Consider the following 15,992-nt stretch of genomic DNA (forward strand, 5'->3'; position numbering starts at 1 on the left):
CGCGCGCGAAGACGCGGATGGCGCGAAGATGACCGGTTGACAAGGAGCATCTAGGCGCAAGGCAACGTCAGCAGGCCATCATCTCGGGGGTGACGGCGGCCTCGGTGTCGGGAATGCCCAGGTCACGGGCGCGCTTGTCGGCGAGGGCGAGCAGACGCCTTATACGGCCGGCGATCGCATCCTTCGTCAGCGGCGGGTCGGCCAGGGCGCCCAGCTCCTCCAGCGAAGCCTGCCGGTGCTCCAGCCGCAGCTGGCCGGCCGACGTCAGGTGGTTGGGAGCCTCGTCGGCGAGAATTTCCAGCGCCCGGGTGACCCGGGCGGCGGCGGCCACGGCGGCCCGGGCCGAGCGGCGCAGGTTGGCGTCGTCGAAGTTGGCCAGGCGGTTGGCCGTGGCCCGGACCTCGCGCCGGACCCGGCGCTCCTCCCAGGCCAGCACGCTCGCGTGGGCGCCGATCCGGGTCAGCAGGGCCGCGATGGCGTCACCGTCCTTGATGACGACCCGGTCGACGCCGCGGACCTCCCGCTCCTTGGCCGTGATGCCGATCCGGCGGGCGGCGCCGCGCAGCGCGAGCGCGGCCTCCGGGCCCGGGCAGGTGATCTCCAGGGCGCTGGAGCGGCCCGGCTCGGTCAGCGAGCCGTGGGCCATGAAGGCGCCCCGCCACGCGGCCACCGCGCAGCAGACGTTGGCCGAGACCACGTGCGGGGGCAGACCCCGGACGGGACGGCCGCGCACGTCGAGCAGGCCGGTCTGACGGGCCAGGGCCTCGCCGTCTTTGACGATGCGAACGATGTAGTGGCTGCCCTTGCGCAGGCCGCCGGAGGCCAGGACGTGCACCTCGCTGGGGTAGCCGTAGACGTCGGCGATCTCGCGCCGCAGCCGCCGCGCCACCGCACCCGTGTCGAGCTCGGCCTCGACCACCACCCGGCCGGAGACGATGTGCAGGCCGCCGGCGAATCTCAGCAGGGCCGCCATCTCGGCCCGGCGGCAGCAGGGCTTGGGCACGTCGACCCGGCTCAGCTCGTCCTTGACCGCTGCCGTCATCGCCATCGTGTGCTCACCTCATGTGCCGGATTTCCACCAATACGTGCCCTTACAGGCGACTGCTTAACGAGCGGCGCCCAATACTGGCACCAGGGCAACACCCAACGACTCAGGATCATGCCTCGCACTGCCGTCGGCCACGGCCACGGGGGCCAGGACCAGCTGCGCGCCCAGGGCCTCGGCGGCCCGCCGGACCGGCTCGGGCTCACCCACCCATTTGCCGTCGGCGACCACCGCGTCGACCCGCAGACCGGGCCGGTACCAGTGCAGGGCGGCCAGGTGGTCGGCGACCGAGAGACCGAGCGTCTCGTTGTCGGCGGCCAGGTTGAGCGTCACCAGCCGCCGGGCCGGGCTCGCCATGATCGCCTCGGCCAGCCGGGGGACCATCAGGTGCGGCAGTACGCTCGTGTACCAGCTGCCCGGTCCGAAGATGAGCCAGTCGGCGGCCCCGATCGCCTCGACCGCGGGATCGCAGACGGGCGGGTCGGCGGGCTCGATCCGTACGGCCTCGACGTGACCGCAGGTCACCGCGACCGCATGCTGACCCCGCACGGTGACCACCTCGTCCGGCCGCGCCGGATCGGCGCCGCGCACGTCCGCCTCGATGCCGACCGCGTGGCGGGCCATCGGCAGCACCCGGCCCCGGGCGCCGACCATCGCGGCCGCGTGGTCGAGCGCCTGCACCGGATCGCCGAGCATCTCCATCAGCCCGAGCAGCAGCAGGTTGCCCACCGCGTGCCCGACGAGCGGGTCGGGACCCTCGCCGCCGGCCGGGATCTCGGCGAAGCGGTACTGCAGGACGTCGGCCGTGCGCTGGGTGACCGGGTCGTCGTCGGCCAGCGCGGCCAGCGCCTGCCGCAGGTCGCCCGGGGGCAGCAGCGCGTCCCGCTCGGTGAGCAGGCGGCCGCTGGAGCCGCCGTCGTCGCCCACGGTGACCACCGCGGTGATGTCGAGCTCGATCTCGTCGGTGACCCGGCGCAGGGCCCGCAGCGAGGCGCCGAGGCCGTGGCCGCCGCCGAACGCGACCACCTTGACCGGGCGGCGCGCCGTCACTCCCGCCCCAGGTCGCGGTGGGAGGCGTGGGCCGACAGGCGCATGTCGCGCAGCTGGGCGGTGAGCTCCTCGGTGATGGCGACGCTGCGGTGCTTGCCGCCGGTGCAGCCGACGGCCACGGTCAGGTAGCGCTTGCCCTCGCGCTCGAAGCCGGTCGCGGTGGCCGCGATCAGGCCGGCGTACGTCTTCACGAAGTCGCTCGCGCCCTCCTGGTCGAGCACGTAGCTGCTGACCGACTCCTCGAGGCCGGTGTGGTCGCGCAGCGCCGGCACCCAGAACGGGTTGGGCAGGAAGCGCGCGTCCATCACGTAGTCGGCGTCCGGGGGCAGGCCGTACTTGAAGCCGAAGGAAAGCACGGTGATCCGCAACCGGCGGACGTCCTCGCCGCCGAACAGCTCCTCGACCCGGCGGCGGAGCTGGTTGACGTTGAGGTGGCTGGTGTCGATGATCACATCGGCCTGCTCGCGGGCCTCGGCCAGCAGCTTGCGCTCGGCCGCGATGCCGTCGGCCAGCCGCCCGTCGCCCTGCAGCGGGTGCGAGCGGCGCACCGACTCGAAGCGCCGGATGAGCACGTCGTCCTCGGCGTCGACGAAGACCACGCGCGGGGAGAAGCCGCGCTCGCGCAGGGCGTGCACGGCCCCGGTGAGGTCGGTCGAGAAGGCCCGGCTGCGCACGTCGAGCACCATGGCCGTACGCCGGGCGGCCCCGCCGGCCTGCCGCGCGAGCTGGGCCATGTCGAGCATGAGGGCCTGGGGCAGGTTGTCGACCACGTAGAAGCCGACGTTCTCCAGGGCCCGGGCCACCGTGCTGCGCCCGCCGCCGGACACCCCGGTGACGATCACGAGATCGGTCGCCACCTCGTCCGGATCAACATCAGAGTCCGCCACGTACTCCGGCATCGACTCCGTCACCACGCCTCCCGCCTCCGTGCCCGCGCCTGCGGCGGACACAACATCCTAGGCCGAAGCCACCGGGACCGGCCGCCTCGGCCGCTGTCGTCTACCCGATCGGGCTCCACAAGCTCCAGCCGCCGGGCTCTTTCCAGTATTCCGGGCCCCCGGTTTTCAGCGGACTGACAGCGTGAGGTCCTTGGGAGTTCACCTTCGGGGCCGATCCGGCCGGGAGTTGGCCGGACGCTCACCTCGATGACACCCGATGGACGCCCAGGGCTGATGGCGTGGACCTTGACCGATGCATTCATACGTATTGGAGTGCGCATTCATGAATGCTCTGCGTTCCCGTCGCGGGCGCGTCGCCCTGGCCGTGGCCGCCGCCGCGATCGTCGCGGCGCCGTCCGTCGCCCTCGCCGGTGACACCCACCCGGACCGGACCCAGGCCGCGAAGCAGGCGATCAAGGGCGGCCAGGCTCGCAACGTCATCCTGCTCATCGGTGACGGCATGGGCGACAGCGAGATCACCATCGCCCGCAACTACCAGGTCGGCGCGAACGGCCGGCTCGCCATGGACAAGCTGCCGCTGACCGGCGCCTACACCACCTACGCGGTGCAGAAGGCGAACCCGGCGCTGCCCGATTACGTCACCGACTCGGCCGCGTCCGGCACCGGCTGGGCGACCGGCCAGAAGACCTACAACGGCGCGATCTCCGTACGGCCCGACGGCAAGCCCGTTCCGACCATTCTGGAGCTGGCCAAGGCCGCCGGCTTCCGCACCGGCGACGTCACCACCGCCGAGCTGCAGGACGCCACCCCGGCCGTTCTGGGCGCGCACGTCGTCAACCGCGACTGCAAGGGCCCGGACGCGATGGCCACCTGCGCCGTCAACGACAAGGTCAACGGCGGCGCCGGCTCGATCGCCGAGCAGCTCGTGCAGACCCGCCCCGACGTCCTGCTCGGCGGCGGCAAGCAGTACTTCGACCAGACCGTCAAGGCCGGCAGGTACCAGGGCAAGACGGTGACCCAGCAGGCCCAGGCCAACGGCTACCAGGTCGTCACCGACGCGGCCGGGCTGGCCGCGGCCCGCGCCGACAAGCCGATCCTGGGCGCCTTCGCCAAGAACAACATGGACCTCGAGTGGGTCGGGCCGACCCCGACCCGCACCGGCACCACCCCGGCCAAGTGCGCCACCAACACCGCCCGTACGGCGTCCCAGCCGCACCTGGTCGACATGGCCGGCAAGGCCCTGGACGTGCTCGACAAGCAGACCCGGCACAGCCGCAAGGGCTTCTTCCTGCAGATCGAGGGCGCCTCGATCGACAAGCAGGACCACGCGGCCAACCCGTGCGGCCAGATCGGTGAGACGGTCGCCTTCGACGCGGCGGTCAAGAAGGCCCTCGACTACCAGAAGTCGCACCCGGACACCCTGGTCGTCGTGACCGCCGACCACGGCCACACCAGCCAGATCGTCGAGTCGGCGACGCTGGGCTACACGGCCACGCTGATCACGCACGACAACGCCAACATGACGATCAGCTACGCCACGGCCGAGATCGGCGGCTCGCAGCAGCACACCGGCACGGAGGTCCGCATCGCCGCCGGCGGCCCGCAGGCGGCCAACGTGCTCGGCGTGACCAACCAGACCGACCTCTTCTACACCGCGAAGCGTGCCCTGGGCCTGCGCTGACGCACCTTGTGAAGGCCGGGCCCGCGGGCCCGGCCTTTCTCATTGCCGCGGTGGCGTGGCCCGCGGCCGGTTGGCCCGGGCTTTGGTGGGGCCCGCGCCGCCCGCGGGGATGGCGGACTCGTCGGCCGGCTCGTCCTCCGGAGCGTCGGCCGCCTTCGTGGGCGGGATGAGCGCCGCCAGGACCGCCTCGGCGGTGCGGCGGCCGATGCCGGGCACCTCGGTGATCTCCTCCGGGGTGGCCGCGGAGAGCCGTTTGAGCGAGCCGAAGTGCCGCAGCAGCGCCTTGCGCCGGGTCTCCCCCAGCCCGGCGATGTTGTCCAGGGCCGACGCCGTCATCCGCTTGGAGCGCCGCTGCCGGTGGAACGTGATGGCGAACCGGTGCGCCTCGTCGCGGACGCGCTGCAACAGGTAGAGGGCCTCGGAGGTGCGCGGCAGGATCACCGGGAAGTCCTCCCCCGGCTGCCACACCTCTTCCAGGCGCTTGGCCAGCCCGCACAGCGCCACGTCGGTGATGCCCAGGTCGGCGAAGACCGCGGCCACCGCGTTCACCTGCGGCTGGCCGCCGTCCACCACGACCAGCTGCGGCGGGTACGCGAAACGGCGGGGCTTGCCGGTGAGCGGATCGATGCCGGGAAGTTCGCTGGTGGGGACGCCGAGATCGGCCGGCTGCCCCGACGCGGTCAGCGCCTCCGGCTCGGCCGGCGGCTCGAGATCGTCGGCGGACGAGGGCTTGTCGAGCGGCCCGTCCGCGCCCGGCTGGGCCTTGAAGCGGGCGAACCGCCGCCGCATGACCTCGCTCATCGCCGACAGGTCGTCCATGCCGCTGCCGTCGGGGTTGCCCCGGACCGCGAACCGGCGGTATTCGCTCTTGCGGGCCAGACCGTCCTCGAAGACGACCATGGAGGCCACCACGTCGGTGCCCTGGATCTGCGAGACGTCGAAGCACTCGATGCGCAGCGGCGCCGAGTCGAGGCCGAGCGCCTCGGCGATCTCGTCGAGCGCCTTGCTGCGGGTGGTCAGGTCGCCGGCCCGGCGCAGCTTGTGCCGCTGGAGGGACTCCCCCGCGTTGCGGGCCACGGTCTCGAGCAGCGCCCGCTTGTCGCCGCGCTGCGGGACGCGGAGCGCGACCCGGCTGCCGCGGCGCTCGGAGAGCCAGCTCTCCAGGGCCGTGGCGTCGTCGGGCAGGGCCGGCACGAGCAGCTCGCGGGGCACGTCGCCCTCGCCCTGTTCGCCGCCGTACATCTGGGAGCAGAAGTGGTGCACCAGGTCGCCGGTCGTCAGGTCCTCGACCTTCTCGACGACCCAGCCGCGCTGACCGCGGACGCGGCCGTCCCGCACGTGGAAGACCTGGACCGCGGCCTCGAGCGGGTCCTCCGAGAAGGCCACGACGTCGGCGTCGGTGCCGTCGCCGAGGACCACGGTCTGCTTCTCCATGGCGCGGCGCAGGGCGGCGATGTCGTCGCGGAGCCGGGCCGCCTTCTCGAACTCGAGCTCCTCGGAGGCCTGCATCATGTCGCGCTCGAGCCGCTTGACGAACGTGTCGGTGCGCCCGGCCATGAAGTCGCAGAAGTCGTCGACGATGGCCCGGTGCTCGTCGGCCGAGACCGTGCCGACGCAGGGGGCCGAGCACTTGCCGATGTAGCCGAGCAGACAGGGCCGCCCGATCTGGCCGGCCCGTTTGAAGACACCGGTCGAGCAGGTCCGCGCCGGGAAGACCCGCAGCAGCAGGTCGAGCGTCTCGCGGATGGCCCACGCGTGCGAGTACGGGCCGAAGTAGCGCACGCCCTTGCGCTTGGCCCCGCGCATCACCTGCAGGCGCGGGTACTCCTCGTTCAGGGTGACGGCGAGGAACGGGTAGGACTTGTCGTCGCGGTACTTGACGTTGAACCGCGGGTCGAACTCCTTGATCCAGCTGAACTCGAGCTGGAGCGCCTCGACCTCCGTGCCCACGGTCACCCAGTCCACACTGGCCGCGGTGGTGACCATCTGCTGCGTCCGCGCGTGCAGCGACCAGGTGTCGGCGAAGTAGGAATTCAGCCTGTTCCGCAGGTTCTTCGCCTTGCCGACGTAGATGACGCGGCCGCTGGGGTCTTTGAAGCGGTAGACGCCGGGCGACTCCGGGATGGTCCCGGTCGCCGGGCGGTAGCTGGAGGGGTCTGGCACGCCTCAACACTAGTGCGGGGGACTGACATGATTACCCGACCGGAGGTCCGTCGCCGCCGCCACGGCTTCGGACCTCCGGCCGCAATCGCAAGAGATCAGGCGGCGACGATGTTGTCGCCGTCCTTCTTGACCTTGGTCTCGGGCAGCGCCTTGGTGGCCGGGCCCGAGGTGGGCTCGCCCGTCTCGATCGAGAACTTGCTGTTGTGGCACGGGCAGGCGATCTCGCCGCCGTCGACCTTGTTGACGTCGCAGCCGGCGTGCGTGCACACCTTGCTGAACGCCTTGAACGTGCCGGCCACGGGCTGGGTGATCACGTAGTCGCCCTTGATGATGCCGCCGCCCTCGGGGATGTCGGCCACCAGCGCGAGAGCCGCGCCGCCGGCGGCCGCGTTGCCGGTGCCGTCGTTCTGCGCGCCCGCGCTGCCGGCCGGGGCCGGCTTGTCGCTGAAGTCGGTGCCGTTGGTGTTGGTGCTCGAGGTGCTCGTGCCGCAGGCGGCGAGCACGCAGGCCGCACCCAGACCGCCCGCGCCGAGAAGGACGACACGGCGGGTCGACGTCGTACCGGGGCTGGTCGGCTCCTCGGTGCTGAGCTCGGCCTCGGTCCTGGTCTGCACGTCTGTCATCTTGGTTGTCCTCCAGTGCCTGGTTCCGCGTGATCGGGTCACGCGGCGTCGCATCTACATACGCTGTCGCGGGCGGTTCAGGTTCAGGTGATCGGCAAATTGTCGGCCGGTTCTCGTCGGCTTTGCCCGTCTTCGGCCGACATGACAGCGCCCGGTCGAGACTAGAGTCCCGACCGGGCACGGTAGCTATGAGTGACCTGTGATGTTCCTGAGGGCTTACACCGAGGCCTTGGCCCGCGCGCGGGTCGCGCGCTTCTTGGGCGCGGTGCCGTTGGCCTGGGCCGCGCGGGCGATCGCGTCGGACGAGCCGGCACCCTGGCCCTCGAGACCCAGCATGTGCCGCAAATACTGCCCGGTGTGGCTCTCGGGCACCTCGGCCAGTTCCTCGGGCGTGCCGGTGGCCAGCACCAGACCGCCCTTGCTGCCGCCCTCGGGGCCCATGTCGATCAGCCAGTCGGCCGTCTTGATGACGTCGAGGTTGTGCTCGATCGTGATCACCGTGTTGCCCTTGTCGACCAGCCCGTTGAGCACCATCAGCAGCTTGCGGATGTCCTCGAAGTGCAGGCCGGTGGTCGGCTCGTCGAGCACGTAGACCGTCTTGCCGGTCGAGCGCTTCTGCAGCTCGGAGGCGAGCTTGACGCGCTGCGCCTCGCCGCCGGAGAGCGTCGGCGCCGGCTGGCCCAGCCGCACGTAGCCCAGGCCGACGTCGACCAGGGTCTTGAGGTGCCGGTGGATCGCGGGGATCGGCTGGAAGAAGTCCGCCGCCTCCTCGATCGGCATGTTCAGCACCTCGGAGATCGTCTTGCCCTTGTAGTGCACCTCGAGCGTCTCCCGGTTGTACCGGGCGCCCTTGCACACCTCGCACGGGACGTAGACGTCGGGCAGGAAGTTCATCTCGATCTTGATCGTGCCGTCGCCCGAGCAGTTCTCGCAGCGGCCGCCCTTGACGTTGAACGAGAACCGGCCCGGGCCGTAGCCGCGCACCTTGGCCTCGGTCGTCTCGGCGAACAGCTTGCGGATGTTGTCGAACACCCCCGTGTAGGTGGCCGGGTTCGACCGCGGGGTCCGCCCGATCGGGGACTGGTCGACGCCGACGACCTTGTCCACCTCTTCCAGGCCGGTGATCCGGGTGTGCCGGCCCGGCACCATCCGGGCGCCGTTGATCTGGTTGGCCAGCACCGTGTAGAGGATGTCGTTGACCAGCGTCGACTTGCCGGAGCCGCTGACACCGGTGACCGCGATGAACTGCCCGAGCGGGAAGCCCACGGTCAGGTTGCGCAGGTTGTGCTCGCGAGCGCCCTGCACGACCAGCTCGCGGCCGGGCGTCTGCGGTCGCCGGCCGGCCGGGGTCGGGATCGACTTGCGGCCGGACAGGTACGCCCCGGTGGGTGATTGCTTGTTCTTCAGCAGGCCCTCGACCGAGCCGCTGTGCACGATGTGCCCGCCGTGCTCACCGGCGCCGGGGCCGATGTCGACGATCCAGTCGGCCGTACGGATCGTGTCCTCGTCGTGCTCGACCACGATCAGCGTGTTGCCCAGGTCGCGCAGCCGGACCAGGGTCTCGATGAGCCGGTGGTTGTCGCGCTGGTGCAGGCCGATCGACGGCTCGTCGAGCACGTAGAGCACGCCCACCAGGCCGGAGCCGATCTGGGTGGCGAGCCGGATGCGCTGGGCCTCGCCGCCGGACAGCGTGCCCGCCCCGCGGTCGAGCGAGAGGTATTCGAGGCCGACGTCGACCAGGAAGCGCAGCCGGGCGTTGATCTCCTTGAGGACCCGCTCGGCGATCATCTTCTGCCGGTCGTCGAGCTCGAGGCCGGCCAGCAGGTCGGCGCACTCGCCGATGGACAGGTTGCAGACCTCGGCGATGCTCTTGCCGGCGATGGTCACCGCGAGCACCTCGGGCTTGAGCCGGGTGCCGCCGCAGACCGGGCAGGGCACGTCGCGCATGTAGCCCTCGTACTTGTCCCGGGACCAGTCGCTCTCGGTGTCGTTGTGCCGGCGCTCGATCCACTGCACGACACCCTCGAAACCGGTGTAGTACGAACGCTCGCGGCCGTACTTGTTCCGGTAGCGGACGTGGACCTGGTCCTCCGACCCGTACATGATCGTTTTCTGCGCGCGCGAGGGCAACTGGCGCCACGGGGTGTCGATGCTGAACTTCTCGCTCTTGGCCAGGGCCTCGAGCAGGCGCAGGAAGTACTCCTGGGTCTGGCCGCCGGACCACGGCTGGATCGCGCCCTCACGGATGCTGCGCTCCTCGTCCGGGATGAGCAGCTCGGGGTCGACCTCCTTCTTGGTGCCGATGCCCGTGCACTCGGGGCAGGCGCCGTACGGAGCGTTGAACGAGAAGACCCGGGGCTCGAGGTCCTCGATCGCCAGGGGGTGGTCGTTCGGGCAGGCCAGGTGCTCGGAGAACTTGCGCTCGCGGCCCGGGTCGTCCTCCGGCAGATCGACGAAGTCGAGCACGACGATGCCGTTGGCCAGGCCCAGGGCCGACTCGATGGAGTCGGTCAGGCGCTGCTTGCTGCTCGCCTTGACGCTGAGGCGGTCGACGACCACCTCGATGGTGTGCTTCTCCTGCTTCTTGAGCTTGGGCGGCTCGGTCAGCGGGTGGACCACCCCGTCGACCCGGGCCCGGGCGTAGCCCTTGGCCTGCAGCTCGGCGAAGAGGTCGACATACTCACCCTTGCGGCCGCGGATCACCGGGGCGAGCACCATGAACTTGGTGCCCTCCTCCATGGCGAGGACCCGGTCGACGATCTGCTGCGGGGTCTGCTTGCTGATCCGCTCGCCGCAGACCGGGCAGTGCGGGATGCCCGTACGCGCGTACAGCAGGCGCAGGTAGTCGTAGACCTCGGTGATGGTGCCCACCGTCGAGCGCGGGTTGCGCGAGGTGGACTTCTGGTCGATCGACACCGCGGGCGACAGGCCCTCGATGAAGTCGACGTCGGGCTTGTCCATCTGCCCGAGGAACTGCCTCGCGTACGACGAGAGCGACTCGACGTAGCGTCGCTGCCCCTCGGCGAAGATCGTGTCGAACGCGAGGCTGGACTTGCCCGACCCGGACAGACCGGTGAAGACGATCATCGCGTCGCGGGGCAGGTCAAGGTTGACGTCGCGCAGGTTGTGCTCGCGCGCGCCTCGGATAGTCAAACGGTCGGCCACCAGCCAGCCTCTCCGTACAGGTGTTTGATTGCAGCTAAGCCGCGGGCCACTCTAGCCAGGGGGTACGACAACTTTTCCCCGCCGATGGCCCAAGTAAGTGCAAGGCCCACCAGATGGCGCACATTCCCGCAGTTCACCCACGGGTAGATCACCCTTAGGAGGGAACCGCCAAATAGCGTACGTCCCAGATCTCGACCCCGCCGACCTCCTGTGGCGGGCCCAACGCGTCGGTCAGCGTGGCCTGCAGGTCGTCGCCGTTGCGGCTGTTCGGCACGAGGACGACCACGGCGGCCCGCCAGAAGATCAGGTCCGCGGTGATCCGGGCCCGGTCGGTGGCGGTCAGCCGGGGCCGGATCCCGTACTCGCGGACGCTGTAGAGCAGGTCGGAGGTGAAGCGGCGGGGCGCGTTCCACGAGCCGGTGTCGTTGGCCGGCGGATCGGCCGGGCCCATGAAGTAGCCGCGCGGCGTCGGGTACTCGAAGTGATTGAGCGTCGCCCACCGCTGGCCGGCGCGCCCGGTGGTCACCTCGGGCAACGGCACGGTCACCAGGGTGCGGTTGCCGGTCACGTACTGCTTCCAGGTGCCCTGGGTCAGGAACGGCGGCAGCGGGTCGCCCTGGACCACCGGCGCCGGTTTCGGGAAGAGCGGCACCAGCGCGAGGACGAGCCCGACCTGGAACAACCGGCGTTTGCCGGGCGAGAAGGCGCGGGCCCGGTCGGCGGCCAGGGCCAGCAGGACGCCGGCGATGGTCGAGGTCACGATCGCGAACCGGGTCACACTCACCAGGTCGATCACCGGCGCGTGGCTGATCAGGCCGAACGGCAGCGGCACACCGGTGCGGTGACCGTAGAAGACCAGCTCGGGGCCGAGCGACATGACCAGCAGCACGAACGCGGCGACCGCGGCGGCCCGGGCGGCCACCGAGCGCCACAGGACCACCACCGAAATGATGATCATCAGCAGGCCGGCCGGGCCGAAGAACGTGTTGTCCTCGGTCGCGCTGACGCTCATCTTCCGGGTGATCTCGCCGTAGCCGGCCAGCGACTGCCGCGCGAAGAAGCCCAGCGAGGCCAGGTCGGTGGCGTAGTGGTCGGGCTCGAACGGCTGCCCGTGGTAGTGGCCGGGCGCGAAAAACTGGTACCACAGCGGGTAGGCCAGCAAGCCGCCCGACACCAGGGCCGCGACGCCGAGACCCTTGACCATGTGCGGCGCGTCACGCTTGGCGCGGCTCCAGGCCATCAGGCCGTACGCCACCACGAAGACGCCCAAAGCGAGCGCGGTGAAGAGCAGGCTCTCCTCGTTGATGAAGACCTGCAGCACGATGAGCAGACCGAGGATGATCCCGCCGCGCACGGCCCGGCCCGGCTCGCGCAGCCGCAGGGCCTGCCAGACGATGAACGGGATGACCCACTGGCTGACGAAGTTCACGTGGCCGTTGGCGTGCGAGATCATCGCCGGGCAGAAGCCGCACCACAGGCCGCCGATCCAGGCCGCCACCTTGCTGGTCACCAGGTGCCGGGAGAGCACCCAGTACCAGGCGAAGGCCGTGCCGGCCAGCCCGAGGGTGATCAGCAGGACCACGGTGACGCCGACGCCGAGGCAGTGCGAGACGGGGGCCAGCGGCAGGCCGAGGGCCAGCACCGCGGTGTTGGCCATCATGTTCACGCCGTCGGGCACGTTGAGCCGGGACGAGTGGAACGGGTTCTCGCCGGCGAACACGACGCGCTCGGCGTGCGCGATCATGAACAGGAAGATGTTGTGGTCGTCCTTGTTGCCGGCGAGCATGCGGCCGTTCGGGTCCCGCCAGAGCTGGCTCATCACCAGCACCGACAGCACCGCGTAGCTCAGCGCGGCCCACAGATCCGCGGGTCCGCGACGGCGGACCGGGGCCTCAGTCGGTCGCTCCTGGGCCACCTCTTCCACCGTTTGCACCGGGGCATTCTTACAGCCCATCCAAAACCGCCCCGCCGCCACCCTTGACCGGCCTGAAGACAATCCCCCTGACAGTTCCTTGTCAGTGCCTCCGGCGCCGATGTCCGGCCGCACCTGCTAGGCGGGCGGTCTGGCGGGCCGACTCGACCTCGATCTCGTGCCGCAGCTTGCGCCACGAGGCCAGCCGCCGCGGGGCCAGCTCGCCGTCGGCCACGGCCGCCACCACCGCGCAGCCCGGCTCGGCGCCGTGCCCGCAATCGTCGAACCGGCAGTGGGCGGCCAGCTCGGCGATGTCGGCGAAGGCCCGGTCGAGCCCCTCGGCCGTGTCGAGCAGACCCACTCCCCGGATGCCGGGCGTGTCCAGCACGGCGCCGCCGTTCGGCAGCAGGACCAGATTGCGGTACGCGGTGGTGTGGCGCCCCTTGCCGTCGACGTCACGAATCTGCTGCACCGGCATCACGGGCGTGCCGGCCAGCGCGTTGACCAGCGTCGACTTACCCGCGCCGGAACGGCCCAGCAACGCCAGAGTGCTCCCGGGACGCACGTACTCGCGTACAGCATCCAAACCGGCCTGAAGCCGAACGCTCAGCGGGACCACCGGGACGCCCGGGGCGAGCTCGGCGATCTGCCGAGCGACGGCCGCCGGGTCCGGCGTCATGTCGCTCTTGGTCAGGATGAGCAGCGGTTTCGCGCCCGAGTCCCACGCCAGGGAGAGCAGGCGCTCGATGCGGGCATCGTCCGGTTCCGGATGGATCGGCTCCACGACGGCGACCGTGTCCATGTTCGCCGCCAGGACCTGGCCGGTCGAATCCTTGTCGGAAGTGCGGCGGATCAGCGTGGTGCGCCGGGGCAGCACGCACTCGATGGTGACCCGTCGGTCGGGCCAGTGCCGCAGCACCACCCAGTCGCCGGCGCAGGGCAAGCGGGACGGGTCGCCGGCGGCACTCAGCAGAACGCCCCCGGCCAGGCTGGCCCGGGTGACGCCAGTGGTCTCGAGGACGGTGCAGACGCCACGGTCGGCGCGCAGGACACGCCCGGCCGAGGCGTCGGAACGGTCGAAACGGCGATATGCGGATGCGAAGTCATCGTCCCAGCCGAGCTGGGACAGGTCGTGCGACATGGGAACCCTTTGCGGGACGGGAGACCTGCCGGCCGGTGGGCGGTCAGGCGAAGGCCTCCGGGTGAAGGGACGCCAAGACGAACAGCACGCTCCCCACCTCCTCCGCGGGCTCGATCGGCGCGTCTGAAACAGACGGTACGGTCGCGGCTACCTCTGCGAAAGCGAATTCCGGGCCGATAGGGTTTGCACGTGACGATGGATCCGCTCGTTCTCCTCACAGACGTGGACCGAGCCACCGAGGAACTGCTCCGTACGGCCGCCGACCTCGACCCCGCCGCGGTCGCTCAGGCGTCGCTGCTGCCCGGCTGGACGGTCGGGCACGTCCTGACCCACGTCGCGCGCAACGCCGACGCGTACGTGAACCTGCTGACCTGGGCCCGCACCGGCGTCGAGACGCCGGCCTACCCCTCCCCCGAGGCCCGCGAGGCCGGCATCCAGGAGGGCGCCGGCCGGCCGCTGCGCGAGCAGCTGGAGGACATCCGGGCCGCCCACGACCGGTTCGCCGACGCCGGGGCGGCCATGCCGGCCGAGGCGTGGGCGTTCTTCCTCCCGGCGACCGGCCAGTCGGCGGCGGCCGTGCCGTGGGCCCGGCTGCGCGAAGTGACCGTGCACCACGTCGACCTGGGCCTGGCCTACACGCCGTCGGACTGGTCGGAGGCGTTCTCGTTGCGGCTGCTGCGCGAGATCGTCACCGGGGCCGGCGCGGGCTGGCCGGCCATGCAACTACGGCCGTACGGCATCGAGCACGCCCTGACCATCGGCGCCGCCGAGAACCCGCCGGTCATCGGCGGGCCGACCAAGTCGCTGGCCGCCTGGCTGGCCGGCCGGGCCGACGGCGCCGACCTGACCGTCTCGCCGGACGGCGAGCTCCCGAAACCAGCAAGGTGGAAGTGACATGACCTACACCGGTGACGTGACCGTCGGCGGCCCCGCCGACGTCCGCGACCTCGGCGGCCTGACCATCACCAAGGTCGCCGTCGGCCCCATGGAGAACAACGCCTACCTGCTCCGCAGCGGCAACGAGCAACTGCTGATCGACGCCGCCAACGAAACGCCGACCCTGCTCAAGGTGATCGGCGACGGCGGCCTGGCCACGATCGTGACCACCCACCGCCACGGCGACCACTGGCAGGCCCTGACCGAGGTGATCTCGTCGACCGGCGCCGAGTCGCTGGCCCACATCGACGACGCGGCCGAGATCCCGCTGGTCAACCGCGACCTGCGCGAGGGCGAGACGATCACCGTGGGCGACGCCGCCCTGGAGGTCATCCACCTGGTCGGCCACACGCCGGGCTCGATCGCCCTGCTCTACCAGGACCCGAACGGCACCGCCCACCTGTGGACCGGCGACAGCCTCTTCCCCGGCGGCCACGGCAAGACGGTCACCACCGAGGACCACCTCACCCTGATGGACGACCTGGAGGCCAAGGTCTTCAACCGCCTCCCCGACGACACCTGGTTCTACCCCGGCCACGGCAAGGACTCCACCCTCGGCACCGAACGCCCCCACCTCAAGGAATGGCGCGACCGCGGCTGGTAGCAACCCCGACGGCCAGGTGACCACAAGTCACCTGGCCAGATGACCACGATTGCCATGGCCAGGTGACCGGGGCTGGCTCAGGCCGCCACATCCCGCGGCCCGAAACTGACGTTGAGCCGCACCTCGAGCGCCTCGGCCAGCCGCCCCAGCACCGGCAACGTAGGCACCGTCCCCCCGCCCTCGAACCGTGCCACCGCCGACTGCGTCATCCCCGCCGCCTCGGCCAGCTGAGCCTGACTCCAGCCCCGCCGCTCCCTCAGCTCCCGCACCGAGATCCCCAGCTCGAACGCCAATCGAGCAGCACCATAGGCCTCCGCCGCGCCCGGCTCGGCCATCCGCCGCTCTCGCATGGCCGCCCAGTCACCCCGCTCGCCCATCGGCCACCTCCTCCTCGACGAGATGCCGCTCGTCGATGAACTTCGCCATCGCCCAGCGAGCGCGCACGACCTCCCGAGTCTCACGCCCTCGCGTCTTCCGGAACACCGTCAACAGGATGATCCGCCTTCCCGGAGCAACCCAGTAGGTGATCCGGAGCGAGTCCTGTTCAAGGTAGAACCGCAGCTCTCTAAGCTTTCCGTCCAACTGCTTCGTATAGGGCTCGCCAAGCAACACTCCCTGCTCAGCCAGCAGATCGATGTAGAACGCGACACGAGCGAAGAGCTCAGTCGGCAGGCTCTCGAGCCACTTCTCCACCTCCGGCTCCAACTCGACGGTACCCCAGGTCATAGCATTGACGCTATAACGGGATACAAGTAGCCACGAACCCCCTTTGC

13 protein-coding genes are annotated in these 15,992 nt (G+C 70.7%); 3 read left to right on the top strand and 10 right to left on the bottom strand.

Features of this window, described 5'->3' with window-relative positions:
• Positions 1-67: 67 nt before the first annotated feature.
• The 3 genes from whiA to rapZ are packed head-to-tail and all read right to left on the bottom strand — an operon-like array spanning position 68 to position 2,994.
• Positions 68-1,048, bottom strand: a complete 981-nt coding sequence (whiA, locus tag AB0J66_RS33470) for a DNA-binding protein WhiA (protein ID WP_097322458.1) — start codon at positions 1,046-1,048, stop codon at positions 68-70.
• Positions 1,049-1,105: 57 nt separating this feature from the next.
• A complete protein-coding gene (gene yvcK, locus AB0J66_RS33475) occupies positions 1,106-2,095 on the bottom strand; it encodes a uridine diphosphate-N-acetylglucosamine-binding protein YvcK (RefSeq protein ID WP_364669318.1) in 990 nt (329 codons plus the stop codon).
• Positions 2,092-2,994, bottom strand: a complete 903-nt coding sequence (gene rapZ / locus AB0J66_RS33480; RefSeq protein ID WP_364669702.1) for an RNase adapter RapZ — start codon at positions 2,992-2,994, stop codon at positions 2,092-2,094. Before rapZ ends, yvcK begins: the two co-directional genes overlap by 4 nt.
• Before the next feature lie 322 nt (positions 2,995-3,316).
• Between rapZ and phoA the strand changes: the two genes are divergently transcribed.
• Positions 3,317-4,675: an alkaline phosphatase gene (gene phoA / locus AB0J66_RS33485; protein ID WP_364669320.1), complete on the top strand. Its 1,359-nt coding sequence runs from the start codon at positions 3,317-3,319 to the stop codon at positions 4,673-4,675.
• A gap of 39 nt (positions 4,676-4,714) precedes the next feature.
• Here phoA and uvrC read toward each other — a convergent pair whose 3' ends face one another.
• From uvrC to rsgA, 5 genes are all read right to left on the bottom strand, one after another.
• Positions 4,715-6,838 (bottom strand): excinuclease ABC subunit UvrC, encoded by a 2,124-nt coding sequence (gene uvrC, locus AB0J66_RS33490; RefSeq protein ID WP_364669322.1) that lies wholly within the window; start codon positions 6,836-6,838, stop codon positions 4,715-4,717.
• Positions 6,839-6,933: 95 nt separating this feature from the next.
• Entirely contained in the window at positions 6,934-7,461 is a 528-nt protein-coding gene (locus AB0J66_RS33495) for a Rieske (2Fe-2S) protein (protein WP_364669325.1), read from the bottom strand.
• Between the two features lie 216 nt (positions 7,462-7,677).
• The gene (gene uvrA, locus AB0J66_RS33500; protein WP_364669328.1) at positions 7,678-10,626 is read right to left on the bottom strand and encodes an excinuclease ABC subunit UvrA; all 2,949 of its coding nucleotides are present in this window, start codon (positions 10,624-10,626) and stop codon (positions 7,678-7,680) included.
• 154 nt (positions 10,627-10,780) lie between these two features.
• Positions 10,781-12,559 carry a hypothetical protein gene (locus tag AB0J66_RS33505; protein ID WP_364669331.1) on the bottom strand — a complete coding sequence of 593 codons (1,779 nt, stop codon included), beginning with the start codon at positions 12,557-12,559 and terminating at the stop codon, positions 10,781-10,783.
• Between the two features lie 82 nt (positions 12,560-12,641).
• Positions 12,642-13,679: a ribosome small subunit-dependent GTPase A gene (rsgA, locus tag AB0J66_RS33510; protein WP_364669334.1), complete on the bottom strand. Its 1,038-nt coding sequence runs from the start codon at positions 13,677-13,679 to the stop codon at positions 12,642-12,644.
• A gap of 189 nt (positions 13,680-13,868) precedes the next feature.
• Here rsgA and AB0J66_RS33515 point away from each other — a divergent pair, with 189 nt between their 5' ends.
• Together AB0J66_RS33515 and AB0J66_RS33520 are read left to right on the top strand one after the other, a co-directional pair.
• Positions 13,869-14,573: a maleylpyruvate isomerase family mycothiol-dependent enzyme gene (locus AB0J66_RS33515; protein ID WP_364669336.1), complete on the top strand. Its 705-nt coding sequence runs from the start codon at positions 13,869-13,871 to the stop codon at positions 14,571-14,573.
• 1 nt (position 14,574) lies between these two features.
• The gene (locus tag AB0J66_RS33520) at positions 14,575-15,219 is read left to right on the top strand and encodes an MBL fold metallo-hydrolase (RefSeq protein WP_364669339.1); all 645 of its coding nucleotides are present in this window, start codon (positions 14,575-14,577) and stop codon (positions 15,217-15,219) included.
• 77 nt (positions 15,220-15,296) lie between these two features.
• Here AB0J66_RS33520 and AB0J66_RS33525 read toward each other — a convergent pair whose 3' ends face one another.
• Complete coding sequence (locus tag AB0J66_RS33525; RefSeq protein ID WP_364669341.1) at positions 15,297-15,596, bottom strand: helix-turn-helix transcriptional regulator; 300 nt, start codon at positions 15,594-15,596, stop codon at positions 15,297-15,299.
• Positions 15,580-15,945 carry a type II toxin-antitoxin system RelE/ParE family toxin gene (locus AB0J66_RS33530; RefSeq protein ID WP_364669343.1) on the bottom strand — a complete coding sequence of 122 codons (366 nt, stop codon included), beginning with the start codon at positions 15,943-15,945 and terminating at the stop codon, positions 15,580-15,582. The genes AB0J66_RS33525 and AB0J66_RS33530 overlap by 17 nt, the downstream gene beginning before the upstream one ends.
• Positions 15,946-15,992 lie beyond the last annotated feature (47 nt).

It is taken from the genome of Actinoplanes sp. NPDC049598, assembly GCF_040675435.1.
In the GTDB taxonomy this organism is placed as follows: Bacteria; Actinomycetota; Actinomycetes; order Mycobacteriales; family Micromonosporaceae; genus Actinoplanes.

Excerpts from the sequence above, each read along its gene's own strand:
- rsgA (WP_364669334.1), bottom strand. The coding sequence starts at position 13,679 with ATGTCGCACGACCTGTCCCAGCTCGGCTGGGACGATGACTTCGCATCC.
- AB0J66_RS33525 (WP_364669341.1), bottom strand. The coding sequence starts at position 15,596 with ATGGGCGAGCGGGGTGACTGGGCGGCCATGCGAGAGCGGCGGATGGCC.
- rapZ (WP_364669702.1), bottom strand. The coding sequence starts at position 2,994 with ATGCCGGAGTACGTGGCGGACTCTGATGTTGATCCGGACGAGGTGGCG.
- AB0J66_RS33520 (WP_364669339.1), top strand. The coding sequence starts at position 14,575 with ATGACCTACACCGGTGACGTGACCGTCGGCGGCCCCGCCGACGTCCGC.
- AB0J66_RS33530 (WP_364669343.1), bottom strand. The coding sequence starts at position 15,945 with ATGACCTGGGGTACCGTCGAGTTGGAGCCGGAGGTGGAGAAGTGGCTC.
- whiA (WP_097322458.1), bottom strand. The coding sequence starts at position 1,048 with ATGGCGATGACGGCAGCGGTCAAGGACGAGCTGAGCCGGGTCGACGTG.
- AB0J66_RS33495 (WP_364669325.1), bottom strand. The coding sequence starts at position 7,461 with ATGACAGACGTGCAGACCAGGACCGAGGCCGAGCTCAGCACCGAGGAG.
- phoA (WP_364669320.1), top strand. The coding sequence starts at position 3,317 with ATGAATGCTCTGCGTTCCCGTCGCGGGCGCGTCGCCCTGGCCGTGGCC.